Raw genomic sequence first — 19724 nt, 5'->3', positions numbered from 1 at the left:
CCTGCGGCGGCTGCGGCACGTGGACCGGCGGAGTCACCTGCGGCGGGGTCACCTGCGGCGGGGTCACCTGCGGCGGCGATGGCAGCTGCGGGACCTGGACCGGCGGTTGATTCACCACGGGCGGCGACACGCGCGGTGGGAGCTGGATCACCGGCGGTCGCATCACCGTTTCGAGACCCGGCACCAGGAGCGGGGCCGCTGGAACCGGCGCCACCGGAGGCACCACGACCGGCACCGGAATCACCGGAGCCGCGGGAGCCGGCGGAGCCGGTATCGCGGGAGCCGCGGGCAGCGGCGCGGCTTGCGGGTGTATCGGCATAGGCGCGGCTAGAGGTATCGGGGCGTTGATTTTCTGCGCCGGGGGGGATGCCTCGAGGAGCGCGGGTGCGGGGGCCTGCTGCGTCGGGACGATCAGGTTTTGGCTCGGGGTCGGTCGCAAAGCGACCGTCCCGGTCGCGCGGATGCCAATGGCCAGCGCGATTTCCAGGGCCAGCGCCGCGCTGATGCCAATGACCGCCAAGCAACTACCGACCAGCAGCACCGGCCTGCGACGCGGCTCGTCCCGTTCGGGCGCGAACAGCTTTGGTACGACGACAGTCGGGACGTCGTCGTCCTCGTCGGGGACGGCGCTGTACGCGAAGTCGTCGTCACCGTCGAGAAGCCCTGAAACACTGAGGTATTCGGGCACTGAAACAGCGGCACCGGTGCCCGGGTCTTGCGCGTAGGCCAGTGCAGCGGTGGACGAGGCGAACGTCGGCGCGTTCGCCGCGGCCAGGGCGGCCCCGCGGGCCAGTGCGGTGCCGGGCTCCTCCGGCGCGCTCACGACAAGCGAGGTCGCCCATTCCAGCGCCGGCTTTATCGAGGCGATGTCGACGCCCGAGCCGATCAAGAAGAGACCGCCCGGCCCCCATTCCTGCCCATCCAGCCCCGAGATCATCCTGGTGAGCTGTGCGGTGGCCTCCTGGTAGGACTCGGCGTAGATCTGTTGTCGGTAGAGATCGACGATGGAACCGTCGGAGGTCTCGACGACGGCCAGCGTGGCGGCATCGGGCTCGACGAAAAGCACCGCGGTGCGTTCGTAACCCATTGCGCCGCCGACGAATTGACCGAGCGCCGTCGCGGCAAGAAACGTCGAGACCAGCATCACGTTCTCAAGCTTGTGGGCCGTCAGCGCGTCGCGCAGGGCGGCCGCTTCGAGTTGATCGGTCCACGTGACCCCGATAGACGACAGCTCGAGGCCGGCGTCGGCGGCGCCCTCACGGGTGCCCAGGATGGCGGCAATCACTCGATCAGACGCGCTGAGGGTCGGCGCGTCGTCGGCAGCGGAGACGTCGAACTCGTCCTCTTCGACCGTGGCTCCCTCGGCGTTCTCACCTTCGAGCAGAACCATCTGAATCGACGCCGGGGCCATCGATACGCCGAGCACGATATCCAAAACAACCCCTCCAAAGGTGTTGCTAGCCGAGCCATGGTCGGGCGGAGGAAAAAACCACGACTAACTAAGTATCGCGCAGGAGGGCGGTGGCGGAACCCCGCCGAAGCTATGTAGTCCTTATGAAGTTCTGATAGGACCGAGACGGCGTCGGTCCACGCTGGCCCTGGTACTTCGAGCCGACGCGTGAACTGCCGTAAGGGTGTTCGGCCGGGCTGGTCAGCCGCAAGATACACAGCTGCCCGATCTTCATGCCGGGCCACAAAGTGATCGGCAGATTGGCGACGTTGGACAGCTCGAGGGTGATGTGACCGCTGAAGCCGGGATCGATGAAGCCGGCCGTTGAGTGAGTCAACAATCCGAGCCGGCCCAGTGACGACTTGCCCTCCAGCCGTCCCGCGAGGCCGTCGGGCAGGGTGAAGAGCTCCAGCGTCGAGCCGAGGACGAACTCGCCCGGATGCAAGACGAAGGGTTCTCCCTCGATGGGTTGCACCAGGCTCGTCAGCTCGTCCTGCTGCTTGGCGGGGTCGATGTGGGTGTAGCGGGTGTTGTTGAACACCCGGAACATGCAGTCGAGGCGCACATCGATGCTGGACGGCTGCACCAGGGCGTCGTCGAACGGGTCGATGCCCAGCCGGCCGGCGGTGATTTCGGCCCTGAGGTCGCGATCGGAGAGCAGCACTCGACGAGCCTAGCCGTTGGGAAGGTGGCAGCCGTCCTACCTTTAGTCAGCGAGGTAGCTTTCCCGGCCCGTCGGGTATCCGCCCCCGGTGGTCGTGACGTGGACGTGGTCGTAGTGGCCGAGCCTCGACGTCTGCGCACCATTGGGCGTGTAGTAGACGCCCCGCCAAATCGCGTCCTGTATTCCGAAGCGGTTTGCGTTCTGCATAACGTAGGCGACGATGGCATTTCCCAGCGCGATCCCCTGGGCGGATTGGGGGTCGGGGATCATGACGTCGAGTGCCAGACCGAGGGGATGCCACGGCAGCGGATCCGGTCGCACGCCGCCGATTTCGTGAATCTGGGGAAAGTCCGCACTGATGGCACGGGCGGTCAGGATGGTCCTGACCTGTAAGCCGCGTTCCGAGGCAACGCCGACGGGCAAGAAGCGCGAGCGGGTGTGATATCTCGATGCCGCCGGAACAGCGCGGACGCCGGCGCCAACCGACACATGCGATGCCGCTGCAACGATTTGCAAGCAGCACGGCGCGGCGTCACTGATAACGGGTTTGGGCTCGGCCCGCGGTCCGAACGAATCGGTATCCGCCGCCACGGCGAAGAAAGCCGCCGCGGGGGTCAGTACCGCTGCCAGGACAACTGATGGCTTGCGCCGTTTCTTGGCTAATCGATGCCGACCCACGGCAAGCACATTACGGAATGATCACGAAACAATAAACACCGGCTTTTTCACATGCGGGGATAGCTGTGCGTTTCCCCACATCAGACCATTCTGTCGGGGCCGTTTTCTGCATTCGAATGACATCGCAAGCGCCGGCCGATGCGCGCAACACCTCGGCGCAGGCGGGCGCGGCCGTGGCCGGCCGGGTGCTAGCCTGCTGGGGCAACAGCGCCGATGTAGTTCAATGGCAGAACATCAGCTTCCCAAGCTGAATACGCGGGTTCGATTCCCGTCATCGGCTCCATGTCTGACCTGCGGCAGCAGTGTTCGACCAGCTAGCTCCACTCCCGGACCTTTTCCAGGTAAAGCCTGATCTGTTCCAGGCTGACTCCGATCTTCCGCTGGCCGGATTGGCCGCCCATCACCAGCTGATTGGTGTCGTTGTCGTACAGGAGGTACTCGTCATCGCGTAGCCGGGTTAGGACCATGTTGACTTCGGCGGCCAACCGCTGAATCCGGCCCGGGTCATCGGTGGTCACACCTGGCCTCCTTCTGCTGTGCCCGGCCACGTAGCAATGAGGGTGCCACGACGTTGTCACTGCGGCGGACTGCCCTGGACACCCCGACTCGGCTCCCCCTGAATGCGCGGGTTCGATACCCGTTTCCACGGATCATTCCGGAGAACAGTTAAGTTCCCCCAAGGCCGAGATCTTGCTACGTGCACTCCGAAGCACGGCCAGGCCCGCGGGCAGCAACAGCGCGGCAATCACCGCGAGGATGGACTTGACGCCGTCACCCATGCTCCAGCCCTGACGCTGCAGCATCTCCAATGCGGTGCCCGACACAGTGACTCCGACACCGGCGATCGCAACGAGTGACGTCAACGCGACACCGGCGGCTTCGCCCGCCCGCTCGGGCGCAACGACGGTTTGAGTCGCGACCGTGGTGAACGCGTAGACCAGACCCATGGTGAAACCGCAGGCCGTCAATGCGACTAGGTAGACCACCCACTGCTGAGAAGCCGCCAGGACGGCCAACGATATCGCGGCGACCGCGCAACCGACGCCCATGACCTTGATCGGTGCATAGCGCGCCGCCAGACGTCCCGAGACCACCCCACCTATCGCCGCGCCGGCGGACGGGCCTAGGAATGCGATACCCGCTGTAAGCGGGTCCAGCCCACGCACCTGTTGGAGGTTCATCGTCGATAAGAACACCGTCACCGTGTAGGCGACGTTCGCAATCGTGCCCGCGACGACCAAGGTGGAGAACCTCGAATTGCGCAGTAGCGCCAGGTTGACAAGTGGCCAGCGCACCCGTTGCTCGACAACCACGAACGCACCCAGCGCAACCATGGATGCTATAAACGTGCCGAGCGTCGCCGCTGACAGCCATCCCCACGATGGTGCGCGATCAAATGCCAACGTGAACAACCCAATTCCCGCAGTGATGAGCGCGAGCCCACCGAGATCCAAACGACGAGGGACGGTTTCGTCCGAGGTCTCAGGAATCGTCTTCGCGCCCATGAGGAACGAGATTGCGGCCAAGGGCACCAGCAGCCAGAATACGGCGCGCCATCCGACGGTCTGGGTGAGCAGCCCACCGACCAGGGGCCCCGCAGCGTTTCCCAATCCCGCTATGCCGTACGCCAATCCGATCGCATGACTCGACTTCCCCGGCGGGAAGGCATTGGTGAGGACACTCACCGACACGGGAAAGATCAAGGCGGCGCCCACACCTTGTACCGCCCGGAAGGTGATGACAACGGCGGCGGACGGCGCGATCGCGCAAAAGACCGAGGCAACTCCGAACAGTGCAATGCCGGCGAGCAGCGCACGGCGGCGCCCGAAGATATCGCCGATGCGGCCCGCGGGGACCATGAATGCGCCGAGCGCCAACATGTAGACGCTGACGACCCATTGCAGGTCCGTCGTGCTGCTGTGCAGATCTGACGCCATTCGTGGTAGCGAGAGGTTCATTGCGAAGTAATCGATCTGCACGCAGAACAATGCCGTCGAGACGGCGGCCAGTATCCAACGCGATCGCACTTGTCCGGACGTTGAGGTCACCGCTCGACGATATAGTTTCAACGGCTTGGGATCAGGGCAGTCACCGACTCGTCGCGATGTGGTTGAGCAAATCCCTTGCCGCCCCCGCAGGCGGGGTACGGGCGCCCAGCCAGATCGCACGCAGATCGCGTCGCAAGTCGAGATCCGCGACCGGAACCGCGCGCAGGCGACCATGGATGAGGTCATCGCTGACGGCCAACCGACTCATCACCGCCGGACCGGCACCGGCCAGGACGGCAGCGCGAACCGCTGCCGCAGAAGCGAGTTCGAGTGGATGCGCGGCGGGCGCCGACCGATCGCTGTCCAGCGGCTCCTCGGTGCCCAGCAAGAGGCGCCAACCCGACTTGCGCGACACCAATGGCGTTCGGCGAAGCTCCGCAACGGTGATCGCAGCCGATCGCCGCACCCACTTGTGATCGGGCGGCACGACGACGATCAGCTCGTCGCGCCCGATCACGCGGCTGCGCAACCCGCGAAGCGCGCCGCGGATCTCGATGAATCCGAGCTCCGCCTCGCCGTCCCGCACGGCCGCGATCACTCCTTCGCTGTCGGTCGCGTTGAAGCCGACCTCCGGCGCGGTGCCGCCGTGCCGCAGGACCGCCGCCTGGAACGACACCAGCCAGCGGGGCAGCAATTGCTCCGTCACCGTTTGGCTGGCGGCCACTGTGAGCCGGGTGCGACGCTCGGCGCGCAGCGATGCCAGCCCGGTGTCGACGCGCTGCGCGACATCGAGTATCTGGTCCGCCCATTCGACGACGACCTCGCCAGCCGGGGTCAGTTGGGTGCCTCGCGTCGTGCGCGTCACCAGCCGTACGCCGATCTGGGACTCGATCGAGGTCAGCCGCGCCGAGACGGCCTGTTGACTGGTTCCCACTTCTCGGCTGGCCGCATTCAAACTGCCCGTCTTGGCGATCGCCGACAACAACTCAAGGGCGGAAAGTTCGGGCATCCGCGCGCTTAACGGCACGCCTGATCGTAGCGCCGCTGGCGCCTTCTGGATACAAGGCGCGCTTGTATCCCTGCAAGAACACGACCGCTACTGCGACGACATCGCGGGATGAACGATCAATGCCATGAACACTTCAACAAACACCAACCAGACCCACGCCACCACGACAACCACCGCGCGCACCACGGCAAGCGGATTCCGGCGCCGCACCATGGCCGGCGTTCTGCTGACCATGGGGATCACGGCGACCGCCGTTGGTTTCGCTGCGCCAAGCCACGCCGACGAGGGCGCACCGGCCCCGGCCCCTGAGGTCACTGCGCCAGCGCCAGCCGCGCCCTGGCTTCCGACGATCGACCGATTCTGGGGCGGCTACCGCCACCTTCACTGCGGATTCCCTGGCTGGCGCGGGCCCTTCCAGTGCTGGTACTGAGCGGCGGACACGAAAGGAAAACTTCCCGACACACCAGGGGTGGCCCGCATGGGCCGCCCCTGGTCACTTTTGACAGGGGCCTTGGTTCATAACAACTGCACAGCTTCGGCAGGCTCCAGATACAGCTTCCCCGGCGACGATCGGTTAGCGGTCTCGTTGGAAGGCGTGCCTAGTGGATATCGTGCTTGGGGTCTCGATGGCGCCCGCTTCGGTTCAGATGGTGCTGGTGCAAGGGGAGAACGCCGACGGCGTCACATTGGACGAGAACGAATTCGCGACAGGCGCCGCCGACGACTCCCCGACCGTCAGCGCGTCCGACCGCGTGGTCGCCGCCATCCTGGCTACCCGCGAAGACTCCGACGCTGCGGGCCTCGAGCTATCGTCCGTCGGTGTGGCGTGGACCGACCAACTCGAAGCGGCGGCCCTGCGCGACGCACTCGCCGCCCACAAGCTCGAGAACGTCATGCTGGTCTCGGCGTTTCTGGCCGCGACCTCGCTGACTCAATTCGTCGGCGGCGCAATGGGTTACGAGCGTACCGCGCTGCTGTTCATGGAACCCGACACCGCAACTCTGGCCGTCGTCGAGACCGCCGACGGTTCCATCACGGATGTTCACCAAGAGCGGTTGAATGGTACGCCCGGGCGGCTGACAGACGACGAGCTGATGCACCTGCTCGCCGGACTCGACCAGCTGGCTACGCACCCGGACGGACTGTTTGTGCTCGGCTCCGGCGTTGACATCGCAGCGGTCAGGGCGCAATTGGAAGAGGCGACGTCGCTTTCCGTGAGCGCGCCGGAAGAGCCGGAGACGGCCCTGGCCCGCGCGGCGGCCCTCGCATCCGCGAACGCGTCGTTGTTCGCGTCGTCGACGACCGCGCTGGCCTATGCACAGGACCCCGGCACGGGCGCGGTCGACGCGAATGCCCTGCCCGAGTACCTGAGCATTGCCGCGGCCGAGCCGGGCGAGGACGACCTTGCCTACAGCGCGGTCGCCGACGATGAAGCCAGCGCGCCAACTGTCGTCATGGACGCCCCCGCCCATCGTGAGAGCGAGCCCCGTCGTAGGTCGGGCCTACTGGTCGGAAGCGTGGTGGCGGTCGCCGGCTTTAGCGCCGCGTTGGCGCTCGAGGTAGCACTGACGGTCGGCGTCCACACGACGGTCGGGTTGCTGCCCGCCCCGCTGCACAATCTCATCGCCCCGGCCGAGCAGGTATTCGCCCCTGTGCCAGCGGAAGTCGCGGCCACCCAGGCGGTGGCACCGAAGCCGCTGAGTCCGCCCGCAGCCACGCCGCCGCTGGCCGCTCCGGTTCCCGCGGCTCCGCCACCCGCGGCTCCGCTCCTTCCGGCTCCGATTGCGGCGGCCCCGCCGGTGCCCGTTCCGCTGGTCGTACCGCCGCTCGCGCTGCCCGCTCCGCCGCCGGCAGTCCTGCCGGAGCCTCCGGTCGTTCAGGTCCCGCAGCGCCCGTCGCCACCGATCGACGTGCCGCCGCCGATTCATGTCCCCCCGCCGGTCCACGTTCCCACGCCAGCACCGCCGAAATCGCCGCCGCCCCAACAAATTCCCCCGGGGCAGGGGCCGAATCCCGGCGGCGAGGGCGGCGGGCCCTCCGGCAACCCGGGCGGACCTGTTACCGGCCCCGGTCCGAGCCATGGAACTCCAGGCGACGGCGGGCCGCACGGCGGACCGACAGGCGGTGGCGGGTCGACCGGCGGATCGGCCGGTGGGCCAGTTGGTGGCGGTGAGTCCGGCGGCGGCACGTCGATCGGTGGCGCCGAGAGCGGCGGCGGCTTCGGTGGTGGCGGCAGCAGCGCTAGCGGCGGCGGTGCTAGCGCCGGCGGTGGCACGAGCAGCAGCTCTAGCAGCGGCAGCAGCAGCTCGGGCGGCAGTAGCAGCTCTGGCAGCAGCAGTTCTGGCGGCGGTGCCGAGAGCGGCGTCGGCAGCCACCACTAGCCCGAGCCTGGTCCGCGTTGGCTGTAGCCAAATCGTGATGAAGCCTTGATCAATTGCGAACGCGCCCTTGCGCTTCCGCTGTTCGCGACGGCCCTACCATCACTATTGCAACTCTGTCAGTTAAAGGAATTGGAGCCATGCGGGCGGTTGTTCGGTGTGTTCTTGCCGTCGTCGGGATGGCCGGGAGCGTCGTTGCGAGCCCGGCCGGTGTAAGCGTGGCGGCGGCGCACCAGCCGCAGCATTTGGCCATCGCGTCGGTTCTCCCGAGGCGGGGCGAGGTCGTCGGTGTCGCGCACCCCGTGGTGGTGACCTTCGATGCGCCCGTCGCGGACCGGCCCGCGGCCGAGCGTGCCGTCGCGGTCAGGTCGACGCCGGCGATGACCGGCAAGTTCGAATGGCTCGACAACAAGGTCGTGGAGTGGGTCCCGGACCGATTCTGGCCGGCGCACAGCACGATTCCGCTCTCGGTGGGCGGAGTGTCCACGGAAATAAAGACGGGTCCTGCCGTCGTCGGTGTGGCCAGCATCGCCGAGCACACGTTCACCGTGACCATCGATGGGGTCGAGGCGGGACCGCCGGCGTCGCTCCCTGCGCCGCACCACCGACCCCACTTCGGGGAGCCCGGCGTCATGCCGGCCTCGATGGGCAGGCCGGAGTACCCCACTCCCACAGGCACCTACACCGTCCTGTCCAAGGAACGCACGGTGATGATGGATTCGAGCAGCGTCGGCATCCCCGTCGACGATCCTGACGGCTACCGTCTTCCGGTGGATTACGCCGTTCGCATCACCGACCATGGCCTCTTCGTGCATTCGGCTCCCTGGGCGGTCAATTCGCTCGGGTTGGACAATGTCAGCCACGGCTGCATCAGCCTGAGCCCCGAGGACGCGGAGTGGTACTACAACACGGTCAACGTCGGTGACCCGGTGATCGTGCAGGACAACAGCATCGAAGTTCCGCGCATAGTCTCTCGGTGACTCGCTGTCTCCCAAAAATGCGTCGAAATGCCCTGACAGTACAGGCCTTTCACCGCCCTTGATACAAACGGACCCGCTAGCGATAACCTAGCGGGTCCGTAGTGTCCGGGAAGGGGTCGCGTCAGCGCGCGCCCGACGGACCGGGCATAACCGGCTGACCGGGCACCGGCCCGCCCGTCGGCGCCGGACCGGTCGGCGCATCCTTGACTCCGGACATGTCGAGGAGGGGGGCGCTCGCCACGGCATCGATCGGTGCCTCCACCGGGGCGCCGAGCGCAATCAGCGGAGCACCGGCGGGCACCACCGGGGCAACCGGAGCGCCCAGGGGAAGGGGCAGCGGGCCAGGCAAGAGCGGAACGCCGGCCGGCACGACGGGCACGATCGGGGCGCCAACGGGCCCGGGCACCACCAGCGGAACACCGGACATGTCCGTGAGCGGAGCGGCGCACGTTTCGACGACCGAGCCTCCGGCGGCGAGTACCGGTCCGCCAGCGGCTCCCGCACCGCCGGCCTCTGCCGGTCCACCGACGGCCGCCGGCACCTCGCCCGCCTGCTGCTGGGTGCACGCGTGGCCGCCCGTTATCAGCGGGGCGGCCGCCGCGTCGGGGCTCAACGCTATAGCGGCGCCGCACAACCCAGCGCTGGCAACTACTTTGATGCTGAACCGCTCCACCATCAGCGTCGACTCCTCTATGCGCGCTCAGATACTCCAAAAGTCGTTTCCCGACGACCGAGCCAATTGTCTGCAGACAATATGAAACATGAGCCGCGCCGCACCGCTCCGTTTCCAAATGGTGACGTCACGAGGTTGTCACAAGTCAGAACAGGTACCGCGACCTGCTTACCTGCACCGATGTGTTACGAACAGCGGGTGGTCGTCTTCAAGCGGCGTGGTCGGGAGCGGGAAAGCGCGGAGCCGTCCGTCGGGCAGGGCTATCACCGGCAGTGGCTCGAGAACGCCGAACGCCAGGGCGTGCCTTCCGACGTCGTCGCCGAGATCGCCCGGGAGCACGCCATCACGCCGGAGAGCTTCACGATTCTCGGGCAATGCACCGAGTTCAAAGATCCGGACGGCAAGTCCTTTTTCCTCCTGTCGCGGGGCATCAGTGCGGACGACGCACGCAACGCGGCGCTGATGACCTACGTTCTCAACGCCGGCACCGACTACGGCACGCCGGGCAAGCAACCCACGGACTTCCCCGAGACGCCGTACACCGCCGCCGAGGTTGGGCGGATCATCAACCGGCAGAAGGCAAACCGCTGGAGCTACGAGCAGGACGTCGGCTTCGCGCACCGCAACGGCGCGCACCTCGTCACCACACCCAACGGCATGCTCATGGGCCTCGGCGGCAACCGGATTCAAAAGCTGTTCAGCCGGGAGGGCGGCACCGCCTGGGGCGACATCTTCATGGTCAACGTCGACGACTCGATCGGTGCCGACCATCGGCTTCGCCAGATCGTCGAGTCCGGGCATGCCTGGTACTCCGACCGCAATGGCAACGCCGCCGAGAGCAACCTCGCGCTGGACCGGGTGTTGCACCACGAGGAGCTGCACTGCCAGCAGTGGGCCGCCAAAGGCCACGCCGGCATGATCACGGCCTACCTCTGGGAAGTCGTCCGCGACAAGGTCTTTGGCAAGACGAATAGGCTCGAAGCGGACGCCGGCCTGTCCGACGGCGGCTACCGCTGAGCCGGGAAGCGCGAAGTCACAAAGCGCGAATTCCGTTGTGGAGCACCATCAAACCGATCAAGACCAGGATGGCCGCCATCAGCGCGGCGTTGTTGCGCTCCATCCAGGTTTTGAGCCGTGCCAGCGGATCGTCGAGGCGCTGACCGACCTCCGCGTAGGCCAGCACCGGGATCGCGACCGTCGACGCGGAGAGGGCTACGAAAAACGCGCCGCATATCAGCCCGTCGACGACACCGAGGTCGTTGGTGCCGATGGCCAAGCCGGCGGCCAGGCACATGATCAGCACCTCGACCCTCACTACCGTCAGCGCCAGCCCGGTGATCGCCGCGCGCTTCGGGCTGATGGTGGCAAACGCACGCATCCACGCCGGGGACTCGCTGTGGCCGTGCCGGGTCAGCCACCGGTAGATGCCGAACAGGATGAGTGCCGACCCGAGGACCACGCGCAGCCAGGACGCCCACCTAGGCGGCGCGTTGTGCATACCCCCGAGCGCGCCGGAACCGGCAACGAAGATCGCGGTCTGCGCCGCCAGCCCGAATACCCAACCCCCGAGGAAGGCCAGGCTCGTGGGCTTCGGCCGCGGCGTCTGCAGCACCAGGACCGCCGGGATGATCGACAGCGGCGAGATTGCCACGACCAACGCCAGCGGAGTGAGCACGCTCAGAACGGATCCCCAGCTAGTTGCCACGGGCAGCAATCTTCGCACTGACGCCGGGATCGTGCCAGCGAGCGCGCCGGGTGTGGTCGTCTTGACCCCGAAAAGCCGCCGGGGTGGTTGGATGTGACGTGCGGTGCAACAACATTCGTTGCGCTCCCAGACACGGGGGATGATCGCGTGACTCGGACCCACCTTGGACACATTTTTCACCTCACCGGCGCACCGCCGCTGTCCGAAGCCGCCGCGGCGCTGGTGTCGATCCCGGAGGGCGCGCTGGTGGTCGGTGACGACGGCAAGGTCGCGTTCTGCGGCGAGCGCGCCGACCTGCCGCTGAAGTACCGGTCGGCGCCGGTGTCCAATCACAGGCCCGGGTTTCTGCTCCCGGGCTTCGTCGACGCCCACGTGCATTTTCCGCAGACGTTCGCGGGCGACTCCTACAACGGGGGGCAGCTGCTGGAGTGGCTGACCGGCTGTATGTATCCATCGGAGGCCCGCTTCGCCGACCCGGCGTTCGCCAAGCGGGCGGCCGTCGAGTTCTGCGACCGGCGCATCGCGAGCGGAACCACCGCGGCCATGGTCTTCGGGTCCGCGTTTCCGCACGCCCAGGACGCGCTGTTCGCCGAGACGCAGCGGCGAGGACTGCGGATCGTCAGCGGCCGCGGCATCCAGACCGTCGGCCCCAAAGCAGCTGAGCCGTTGATGACGTCGGAGTCCGATGCGCTGCGGTTGGCCCGGGAGGAGATCGACAAGTGGCACGCGGCCGACACCGGAGACGTGACGACCGCCCGGTTACACGTCGCCGTCGTTCCACGGTTCGCGATCGCGGTCACCGCCGAGATGCTGAAAAGCCTTGGCGAACTGTATGATTCGGTGCGCGATCGAGGCGTGTATTTCCACACCCACCTCAACGAGAACAACCGCCCCGAGACCGGCGAGGTCGCCGAAACCAAGAAGATCTTTCAGGTCGACACCTACCTGGACACCTATGACGGCAGGTTCCTACCGGGCTCGAAGGTCGGCGGGCCGAGCATGCTCGGGCGGCGCAGTGTCATGGCGCACGCGGTGCATTGCCAGGATTCCGAACTCGAGCGGATGTCGGAGACCGGCACCTCGATCGCGCACTGCCCCGTCTCCCAGCAGTTCCTCGGCTCGGGCACCATGCCGTGGCTACGCACGGTTGCCTCCGGCGTAAACATCGCCGCCGGAACGGATTTCGGCGGCGGGGATGAGTGGCCGATACCGCAGGTGCTCGCCGCCGCCTTCAAGGTGCACATCTCGGAGCCGGGCGACGCCGGGGTTTCGATGCACCCGGCCGAGATGCTGTTCCTCGGAACGCTGGGCGGTGCGCGCGCACTCGACATGGAGGACCGGTTCGGCAACTTCGACATCGGCAAGGAGGCCGACTTCGTCGTCATCGACCCCAACCGGACGCCGGCGCTGAAGGCCGTGATCACTCAGGGCGTGCGGTCCGACGATCCGGCCATGGCCCGCGACCAGACGCTGTTCGGGTTGTTGATGAGCACGCGGGAGACGTCCATCGCCGGAACCTACGTGCAGGGACGCCGGCTGGCTCCGGCAGAACCGGCGACCGGCTAGCCCCGTCGGCGCAGCGTCCAAGCCGGCACCCAGTGCGTCACGCTTCTCTGCTTGGATCCGTATGCGATCGGATAGGTCACCAGCCCCCACCAGTCGCCCTGCTCGCAGAGCCCCCAGCAGCTCAGCCTGCCCTCCACGACCTTGTGCAGCTGCAGGCCGTTGGGCTGATACCGGCCGGACCGGTGCGGCTCGCGCGGGAACAGCACGGTGAGGTCCACCAGCACCGTGATCGGCGGGCGCACCACCCGAAACGGGCTGCGGACCGGCTGCCCGTTGTAGCCGATCGACGCGAGCTGTCCCATTGATCGATCATACGTTCGAATCCCCGGTTCGTTGAGTCCCCGCAATTGCGGCGCGGGCGCCCGGCCCAATCGATAGAGTCGCGTCACCGATACCGAGGGGAAGTCACCATGAGGAAGTTTGCGGCCGCAGGACTAATGGCATTCGCCGGGCTGATGACCATTGCGGTGGGCGTGGCCAACGCCGATGAAGTGGAAGTCGAGGGCAACTACTCGAGCCAAGGCGGCTGCGAGGCGGACGGCCCGCACGTCGAGATCACCCACAACGACCACCTCTACACCCATTGGGACTGCCGCCTGGGTCCCGACGGTTTTTGGCACGTGTGGCTGAGTAACTGAAACCTGCCTTCTGGCAACATAGCGATGTGCTCAGCGAGTCACGGCCTACCCGTGGTGCGCTTCGCGGTAACCGGCTGGCCCCCGCGCTCGACCCGCTGATCGTTGGAATACTGTCCGCCGCCGTCAGTCTGGTCGGCGCCGGGCGCCCGTCCTTCTGGTACGACGAGGCGGCGACCATTTCGGCCTCCTACAGTCGATCCCTGGCCCAGTTGTGGCGGATGCTCGGCAACGTCGACGCCGTGCACGGGCTGTACTACCTGCTGATGCACGGCTGGTTCCAGATCTTCCCGCCCACCGAGTTCTGGTCCCGCGCACCAAGTGGCCTGGCCGTCGGGGGCGCCGCCGCCGGCGTCGTGGTGCTGAGCAAGCGGTTCTCGTCGCGCACCGTCGCCGTGGCCGCCGGGGTCGTCTGCGGGATCCTGCCCCGCTCGACATGGGCGGGCATCGAGGCGCGGCCCTACGCGCTATCGATGATGGCGGCGGTGTGGCTGACCGTGCTGCTCGTTGTTGCCGCTCGCCGCGACAACGCTTGGTGCTGGCTGTATTACGCGATCGCCCTGGCGTCGTCGATCCTGCTCGAGATGTACATCGTCCTGCTGTTGTTGGCGTATGTCGTTATCGTGTGCGCCTTCTGGCGCAATCGAGCCGTGCTGGTTCACTTCGCGATTGCTTCGGTCCTGACGGTGTGCGCGCTGGCGCCGTTCGCCTTCGAGGTCGTCGGGCAGGTCCAGCAGATCAAGTGGATCGCGCCGGTCGGACACCGGACGATCGAAGACGTGACGGTGCAGCAATACTTCGAACGCAGCCCGCCGTTCGCGGTGTTGTCGGCGCTGGTGGTGGTGGCGGCAATTGTCTTGTGGCTCAGCGGCTCTGCGAAATTCAAGGAGTCGGACCGGCAGTTGTTGACCCTGGCGATTGCGTGGCTGGTGATACCGACCGCCCTGATCGTGATCTGGTCGGCAGTCGCGGTCCACCCGATCTACACGCCGCGCTATCTGTCGTTCACGGCGCCGGCGGTGGCGCTGATCCTCGGTGTCTGCATCGGCGCGTTGGCGGTCAAGCCCTGGGCGGCGACGGGTGTCGTTGTTCTGTTCGCTGTCGCCGCGGCACCGAATTATGTTCGGGCACAACGTAACCCGTACGCGAAATATGGAATGGACTACAGTCAGGTCGCGGATCTCATCACGGCGAAAGCCGCACCGGGCGACTGCCTACTCGTCAACGACACGGTGACGTTCATGCCCGCCCCGATGCGCCCGTTGCTGGCGGCGCGCCCCGATGCCTACCGGAAGCTGATCGACCTGACCCTGTGGCAACGGGCAACCGACCGCAATGAGGTCTTCGACACCAACCTGATACCGGAAGTCGTCGCCGCGCCGCTAAGTCATTGCGGCGTGGTGTGGATCATCACCCAGGCCGACGCCACGCAGCCGGCCCACGAGCAGGGCGCGGCACTTCCGCCCGGCCCTCGCTACGGCGCCACGCCAGCGTTCGCGGTCCCCCACGACCTGGGCTTCCGGCTGGTCGAGCGATGGCAGTTCAACCTGGTCCAGGTGATCAAAGCCGAGCGATGACGGCCTACCAGATGCGGATGTAGTCGACGAGCATGTCCGCCGGGAAGGTCCCCGCGGCCGGATCGCCGGCGCCCACCCCGCCGACGGCGAGGGTGAACATGGGAGTCATCCAATAGCCGGGGTTGTTGAACGGCCACCGCATGTCCTCGGGCGGGCCACCATAGACGTGGATGGGCTTGTTCGGAACGCTGAAGTACGGCGCCCCCCCATCGCGCGAGAATTGGAAACCCTCCGGCCCCCAGTGCATTCGCCACGTGTGCCAAGCGCCATCCACCAGACCCGGAATCGATTTCCCCTCCCAGGTTTTCCCGTTCGATGCCGCGTGGACCGTGGTGCCCGGGGCCCAGGCGCCGTTGCCGTACCACTCGAAGACGTCGACCTCACCGTCGGGCATGGGATCCTCGTTGACGCCCCAGAACGCGGACCACAGGCCGGGGAACAAACAGTCCAGCTTGATCCGCGCTTCCCAGGTCTGGTTGATCATGCTGCGAAAGTTGCCGCGCAATTTGCCGCTGTAGTAGGTGCCCATTTCGTGGGTGGCGCGGAGGACCAGATTGGAATTGCCGTCGAGGAAGACGTTTCGGCGGTCGTCGCGGTATATCCCCTCGACCGGCGGGAACACGTCGTCCTGCCAAGTCTGCACCGTCCACTTGCCCGGATCGGGACCCGAGCCAGCCGGGCCGTCGAACTCGTCGTGGAAGATGTAGGGCCCGCCGCCTCCGGTCGACGGCGCCTGCGGGGCCGACGGGGCGGCCCAGGCCTCGGGCATGCTCATCGCGGCCCCGATCATGCCGAGCCCTGTCGTCAACAACATGCTGCGACGATCCATCTACCAACCACCCATCGTTGAAGTCGGGAACTCTGACTCGGTGCGCCCCTTCTCGGCAACTCTCGCAAACGGTGTTATGAAACCATGCACGTGGGATGCTACGCATCCCATCTCAGGTGGTTTTCAAAAGACACGCACCGAGTGGACCAGCATTTCCGCCGGGTAGGGCCCGAAATCCGGCGATCATGATCATCCGATGCCGATCCATGTCTGGACGATAGCAGCCCATTTTCGGCTGGGTAATCGGCGCGCGCCACCCGGCTGCCCGTCCGCCAACCATCAATCTTGTTGACATTGTCCGAGTCGGTGGTATCAAGGAGCTTGATACCTCCGATGTGTTGAAAGGAAATAGAGATGTCTGGTGGATTTTTCGGCGGGTTCGGTGGACCCGGGTTCGGTGGACCCGGCTTTGGCGGGCCTGGTTTTGGCGGTCCCGGTTTTGGCGGCTGGGGCGAAAAGGGTTGGGGACAAGGCGGGTTCGGCGGCCCCGGCTTCAAGGGCGGCTTCGGGCCCGGCGGTCGGCCCTTTCTCAAGCGCGCCGCGTTCGTGACCGCGGCCCTGTTGCTCGACGGGCCGGCCGACGCCGCGCAGATCGTGCAGCGGGTGTCCGACGCGACCGAGGGTGCATTCACCCCGCCGCAGGACGTGGCGGAGCTGGCCATCGGGCTGCTGGCGGGCCGGGGTGTGGTCACGGTCGACAACGGCGTGGCGACGCTGACCGAATTCGGCCAGAACCTGCTGTCCTGGCGCGGCGTCAGCAGCGAGACCGCGCACGCCTTCCTGGGCCGGGCGGCCAAGTTCGGCGACGTGTTCAAGATCCGCAGGACCCTCTTCGAGGTCGCGGGGCTGGCGCGCACGATCACCTGGACCGGCACCGACGAGCAGAAGCAGCAGCTCGCCGAGACCCGCACCAAGGTGCTGGAAGCCCTGACCGACGCGAAGAAGACGCTGCACCGCGTCCTCGGCGAGGCCTAGTGGCGATCGCGAGCGCCGCGTTGGGGGCACCTCCCGCTTGCGGGGGACCGGGCGCTGCGGGTCGCCACCATCGACCTAGGCCGAGGTCGGCTCGCTCAGCTTGACCAACATCTTGCCGATGTTGGCCCCGGTGAATAGGCCGTTGAGGGCGTCGACGCACGATTCGACGCCCTCAAACACGGTCTGGCGGTGTTTGATCCGGCCCTCGTGCTCCCATCGATGAAGCGCGGCGAAGGCCTCGTCGAAGCGACCCCAGTCGTCGAGCGCGTTGAAGCCCTGCATCAGCGCGGTCTTGGACAACAGGTTCACGTAGTTGGCCGGTCCGGGGTGCTCTCCGCTGAGGTAGCTGGAGATGACCCCGCACAGCACCACCCGCGCCTTAGTGGCCAGCCGGCCCAGCACCGCGTCGAGTATCGGCCCGCCGACGTTGTCGAAGTAGACGTTGACGCGCCGTGGGCAGTGCTCCTTGAGCGCGGCGGTCAGGTCGTCGTTCTTGTAGTCGATACACGCGTCGAAGCCGAAGTCCTCGACCACCGCCCGGCATTTCTCCGGACCGCCGGCGATGCCGACCACCCGGGCGCCGGCGATCTTGGCGATCTGCCCGGCCACCGATCCGGTCGCGCCCGCGGCCGCGGAGACCACGACGGTCTCGCCGGGTTGGGGCCGGCCGATGTCCGTCATGCCGATGTAGGCGGTGGCCCCGGTCGGGCCGTACACCGACATGACGGCCAGCTGGTCCACCGAAGCCCGGCCGGGGACCGGTGTGGTGAACACGTCGTCGCGCACGATCGCGTACTCCTGGAAACCCGTCAGCGTGGTGACGACATCGCCGACGGCGTAGGCGCCGCAGCGCGATTCCACGATTTCCCCGATCCCGGCCGCACGGATGACCTCGCCGAGCTGCACCGGCGGAAGGTAGCCGGGCTGGTCGTTCAGCCAGGTCCGCACCGCGGCGTCGAGCCCGACATACGTGGTTCGGACCAGGGCCTCACCCTCGGCGGGCCGGGGTGCCGGCTTGGTGAGCAGTTCGGTGTCACCGGGTTTGACCAGACCGGTCGGGCGACGACGCAACACGATCTGGCGATTCGGCAAGTCGGGCACGATGCCGAAACTACCGAACGGGCCGAAATTACCGGAATGAATGGCATATTCGGTGCATGAACCCGCACGAAGACCCGGAAGACCGGATCCGGGAGCTTGAGCGCCCGCTGGCCGACTCGGCACGCACGTCCGAAGTGGGAGGCTCGCAACCGGCCGATCAGGCCTACGCGCCCGGGCCCGGGGTCCCGCCGCCACCAAACCAATGGAGCTATGGCGGACCGTTTTCCGGCCCACCGCCGAGACCCCCGTCCAGCAACCGCGTGTGGTGGATCCTGGGCGCCGTCATCGTCATCGGCGTGCTGGCCCTCGCCGGCGGTATCGCGGCATTCGCCGCCCATCAGCTTTCCGGGGTCCGGTCGATCATCACGTCCCCGCCGACGATTTCCGTTCCGTTTACGTCACCGACCGACAGCCCGACCACGTCGCCGCCGTCGAAGAGCCGGACCCGAACGTCGGCCCCGTCGACGTCCGCCACCCCACCGGCGGGGGGTCAGCTCACCATCTCCGGGATCAACGAGAATCGGACGGTCGCCTGCAACGACAGCGTCGTCAGCGTGAGCGGGGTCTCCAACACCGTTGTGATCACCGGTCATTGCGCGAGCCTGACCGTGTCCGGCGTCCAGAACGCGATCACCGTCGATGCCGTCGACACCATCGACGCCTCCGGCTTCGACAACAAGATCACCTACCACACGGGCACACCGAAGATCACCAACGCCGGTGGTTCGAACTCCGTCGAGCAGGGCTGACGGCGCACGAAATGCGTGATGCCCCAATGTGATTAGGGCGTCGGTTCTTCCGTGTCGTCGTCGAGGACGCTGGCGGCGATGCCGTACGGCAAGAAGCGGACCTTGCGCTTGGGGTCCACGTTGTCCTTGTTGGCGCGCAGTGCGTCGATTTCGGTCGCGTAGACCTCCTCGACGCGAGCGCCGCCGTCGCCGTCCACGGTGTAGATGGCCCACACCCCGTCGCCGGCCTCGCCGGTGGTCTCCGGCCCGGACCGGGGCCGCCGTGACAGGTCCTCGAAGATGGCCGACCATCCCGCCCGGCCGCCGGGTGCGGCGACGAAGTTGCCGATCCGCTCGAACAAGTCGCGCAGTCCCTCGCTGCCTTCCCTGATCATGCGATCGAAGTCGTCGGGATCGAATCCGAATGCACCGTGTTCGCCCACGGGACCTCCTTGCGGCTCGTCGGAGTTATTGCCCAGTGTGCGCCTAGTCGCCGTCGTCTGCCACGGACGATCGCCCAGGGCTTAAGGGGCCGGGGGCGGTGGTGGTGGCGGCGCCGGCGGATTAATCGGAATCGGCACCGTGACGAACGGGAGACGCACGTACATCGTCAGCGGGGGTCGGGCCGGGTCGTACTGCGGAGGGGGTGCCGGCGGCGCGTACTGGGGGGGTGGCGGTGGGGCCGGGGCGCCCCTCCGGCGGGGTGCGGCGGCTGGTCGGCCGCCCGGCGCACCACGGCCTGGATCTGCTGCCGCAATGCCGGATTCGACCGGATGTCGACCATCCGA

Annotated in this window: 21 protein-coding genes, 1 tRNA gene and 1 pseudogene; 10 read left to right on the top strand and 13 right to left on the bottom strand. The window is 66.9% G+C overall.

Features of this window, described 5'->3' with window-relative positions; translation table 11 throughout:
- The 3 genes from A5745_RS07360 to A5745_RS07350 all read right to left on the bottom strand — a co-directional run.
- On the bottom strand, positions 1-1426 hold a 1426-nt coding region (locus A5745_RS07360; protein ID WP_371336864.1), incomplete at its 3' end, for a hypothetical protein.
- Positions 1427-1541: 115 nt separating this feature from the next.
- The gene (gene dcd, locus A5745_RS07355) at positions 1542-2114 is read right to left on the bottom strand and encodes a dCTP deaminase (RefSeq protein WP_076059166.1); all 573 of its coding nucleotides are present in this window, start codon (positions 2112-2114) and stop codon (positions 1542-1544) included.
- Positions 2115-2156: 42 nt separating this feature from the next.
- Positions 2157-2792, bottom strand: coding sequence for a hypothetical protein (locus A5745_RS07350; protein WP_076059168.1), 636 nt, complete (start codon positions 2790-2792; stop codon positions 2157-2159).
- 209 nt (positions 2793-3001) lie between these two features.
- On the opposite strand from A5745_RS07350, the gene A5745_RS07345 reads away from it, so the two are divergent.
- A tRNA-Gly gene (locus A5745_RS07345) sits at positions 3002-3075 on the top strand.
- Between the two features lie 31 nt (positions 3076-3106).
- On the opposite strand, the gene A5745_RS07340 is transcribed toward A5745_RS07345, so the two are convergent.
- From A5745_RS07340 to A5745_RS07330, 3 genes are all read right to left on the bottom strand, one after another.
- Complete coding sequence (locus A5745_RS07340) at positions 3107-3310, bottom strand: hypothetical protein (protein ID WP_076115604.1); 204 nt, start codon at positions 3308-3310, stop codon at positions 3107-3109.
- 132 nt (positions 3311-3442) lie between these two features.
- Entirely contained in the window at positions 3443-4840 is a 1398-nt protein-coding gene (locus A5745_RS07335) for an MFS transporter (protein WP_083662784.1), read from the bottom strand.
- A 40-nt stretch (positions 4841-4880) separates the two neighbouring features.
- Positions 4881-5807: a LysR family transcriptional regulator gene (locus tag A5745_RS07330; RefSeq protein ID WP_076059171.1), complete on the bottom strand. Its 927-nt coding sequence runs from the start codon at positions 5805-5807 to the stop codon at positions 4881-4883.
- Positions 5808-5913: 106 nt separating this feature from the next.
- On the opposite strand from A5745_RS07330, the gene A5745_RS24260 reads away from it, so the two are divergent.
- The 3 genes from A5745_RS24260 to A5745_RS07320 all read left to right on the top strand — a co-directional run bounded on the left by A5745_RS24260 (position 5914) and on the right by A5745_RS07320 (position 9147).
- A complete protein-coding gene (locus A5745_RS24260; protein ID WP_139329485.1) occupies positions 5914-6219 on the top strand; it encodes a hypothetical protein in 306 nt (101 codons plus the stop codon).
- Positions 6220-6391: 172 nt separating this feature from the next.
- Positions 6392-8170 (top strand): hypothetical protein, encoded by a 1779-nt coding sequence (locus A5745_RS07325; RefSeq protein ID WP_139329484.1) that lies wholly within the window; start codon positions 6392-6394, stop codon positions 8168-8170.
- 137 nt (positions 8171-8307) lie between these two features.
- Positions 8308-9147 (top strand): L,D-transpeptidase, encoded by an 840-nt coding sequence (locus tag A5745_RS07320; RefSeq protein WP_076059173.1) that lies wholly within the window; start codon positions 8308-8310, stop codon positions 9145-9147.
- 121 nt (positions 9148-9268) lie between these two features.
- On the opposite strand, the gene A5745_RS07315 is transcribed toward A5745_RS07320, so the two are convergent.
- Positions 9269-9823 carry a hypothetical protein gene (locus A5745_RS07315; RefSeq protein ID WP_076059174.1) on the bottom strand — a complete coding sequence of 185 codons (555 nt, stop codon included), beginning with the start codon at positions 9821-9823 and terminating at the stop codon, positions 9269-9271.
- 177 nt (positions 9824-10000) lie between these two features.
- Between A5745_RS07315 and A5745_RS07310 the strand changes: the two genes are divergently transcribed.
- Positions 10001-10837: a hypothetical protein gene (locus A5745_RS07310; protein WP_240562976.1), complete on the top strand. Its 837-nt coding sequence runs from the start codon at positions 10001-10003 to the stop codon at positions 10835-10837.
- Positions 10838-10853: 16 nt separating this feature from the next.
- On the opposite strand, the gene A5745_RS07305 is transcribed toward A5745_RS07310, so the two are convergent.
- Entirely contained in the window at positions 10854-11525 is a 672-nt protein-coding gene (locus A5745_RS07305; protein ID WP_076059178.1) for a GAP family protein, read from the bottom strand.
- A 147-nt stretch (positions 11526-11672) separates the two neighbouring features.
- Between A5745_RS07305 and A5745_RS07300 the strand changes: the two genes are divergently transcribed.
- The gene (locus tag A5745_RS07300; RefSeq protein WP_076059180.1) at positions 11673-13091 is read left to right on the top strand and encodes an amidohydrolase family protein; all 1419 of its coding nucleotides are present in this window, start codon (positions 11673-11675) and stop codon (positions 13089-13091) included.
- Here the strand turns inward: A5745_RS07300 and A5745_RS07295 are convergent.
- Entirely contained in the window at positions 13088-13393 is a 306-nt protein-coding gene (locus A5745_RS07295) for a hypothetical protein (protein WP_076059181.1), read from the bottom strand. The genes A5745_RS07300 and A5745_RS07295 overlap by 4 nt on opposite strands.
- A gap of 108 nt (positions 13394-13501) precedes the next feature.
- Between A5745_RS07295 and A5745_RS07290 the strand changes: the two genes are divergently transcribed.
- Positions 13502-13729 carry a hypothetical protein gene (locus A5745_RS07290; RefSeq protein ID WP_076115603.1) on the top strand — a complete coding sequence of 76 codons (228 nt, stop codon included), beginning with the start codon at positions 13502-13504 and terminating at the stop codon, positions 13727-13729.
- A gap of 26 nt (positions 13730-13755) precedes the next feature.
- Complete coding sequence (locus A5745_RS07285; protein WP_083662782.1) at positions 13756-15303, top strand: glycosyltransferase family 39 protein; 1548 nt, start codon at positions 13756-13758, stop codon at positions 15301-15303.
- A gap of 4 nt (positions 15304-15307) precedes the next feature.
- Here A5745_RS07285 and A5745_RS07280 read toward each other — a convergent pair whose 3' ends face one another.
- Positions 15308-16132 carry a family 16 glycosylhydrolase gene (locus A5745_RS07280; protein ID WP_076115601.1) on the bottom strand — a complete coding sequence of 275 codons (825 nt, stop codon included), beginning with the start codon at positions 16130-16132 and terminating at the stop codon, positions 15308-15310.
- Between the two features lie 354 nt (positions 16133-16486).
- On the opposite strand from A5745_RS07280, the gene A5745_RS07275 reads away from it, so the two are divergent.
- On the top strand, positions 16487-17107 hold the full coding sequence (locus A5745_RS07275) for a hypothetical protein (RefSeq protein WP_076115600.1): 621 nt from the start codon (positions 16487-16489) through the stop codon (positions 17105-17107).
- 75 nt (positions 17108-17182) lie between these two features.
- Here the strand turns inward: A5745_RS07275 and A5745_RS07270 are convergent, their stop codons facing one another.
- A complete protein-coding gene (locus A5745_RS07270) occupies positions 17183-18208 on the bottom strand; it encodes an NADP-dependent oxidoreductase (protein WP_076115599.1) in 1026 nt (341 codons plus the stop codon).
- A gap of 56 nt (positions 18209-18264) precedes the next feature.
- Between A5745_RS07270 and A5745_RS07265 the strand changes: the two genes are divergently transcribed.
- A complete protein-coding gene (locus A5745_RS07265; protein WP_076115598.1) occupies positions 18265-18957 on the top strand; it encodes a DUF3060 domain-containing protein in 693 nt (230 codons plus the stop codon).
- Positions 18958-18989: 32 nt separating this feature from the next.
- Here A5745_RS07265 and A5745_RS07260 read toward each other — a convergent pair whose 3' ends face one another.
- Positions 18990-19379, bottom strand: coding sequence for a hypothetical protein (locus tag A5745_RS07260; protein ID WP_076115597.1), 390 nt, complete (start codon positions 19377-19379; stop codon positions 18990-18992).
- A gap of 269 nt (positions 19380-19648) precedes the next feature.
- A pseudogene (locus A5745_RS24985) lies at positions 19649-19724 on the bottom strand (hypothetical protein); the annotation flags it as partial.

Source organism: Mycobacterium sp. IS-2888 (assembly GCF_001954215.1).
GTDB lineage: Bacteria > Actinomycetota > Actinomycetes > Mycobacteriales > Mycobacteriaceae > Mycobacterium.
Note: the sequence above shows the minus strand (reverse complement) of the source record. Positions and strands in the feature narration are given on the sequence as shown.

Excerpts from the sequence above, each read along its gene's own strand:
- A5745_RS24260 (WP_139329485.1), top strand. The coding sequence starts at position 5,914 with ATGAACACTTCAACAAACACCAACCAGACCCACGCCACCACGACAACC.
- A5745_RS07320 (WP_076059173.1), top strand. The coding sequence starts at position 8,308 with ATGCGGGCGGTTGTTCGGTGTGTTCTTGCCGTCGTCGGGATGGCCGGG.
- A5745_RS07315 (WP_076059174.1), bottom strand. The coding sequence starts at position 9,823 with ATGGTGGAGCGGTTCAGCATCAAAGTAGTTGCCAGCGCTGGGTTGTGC.
- A5745_RS07310 (WP_240562976.1), top strand. The coding sequence starts at position 10,001 with ATGTGTTACGAACAGCGGGTGGTCGTCTTCAAGCGGCGTGGTCGGGAG.
- A5745_RS07295 (WP_076059181.1), bottom strand. The coding sequence starts at position 13,393 with ATGGGACAGCTCGCGTCGATCGGCTACAACGGGCAGCCGGTCCGCAGC.
- A5745_RS07290 (WP_076115603.1), top strand. The coding sequence starts at position 13,502 with ATGAGGAAGTTTGCGGCCGCAGGACTAATGGCATTCGCCGGGCTGATG.
- A5745_RS07280 (WP_076115601.1), bottom strand. The coding sequence starts at position 16,132 with ATGGATCGTCGCAGCATGTTGTTGACGACAGGGCTCGGCATGATCGGG.
- A5745_RS07275 (WP_076115600.1), top strand. The coding sequence starts at position 16,487 with ATGTCTGGTGGATTTTTCGGCGGGTTCGGTGGACCCGGGTTCGGTGGA.
- A5745_RS07265 (WP_076115598.1), top strand. The coding sequence starts at position 18,265 with ATGAACCCGCACGAAGACCCGGAAGACCGGATCCGGGAGCTTGAGCGC.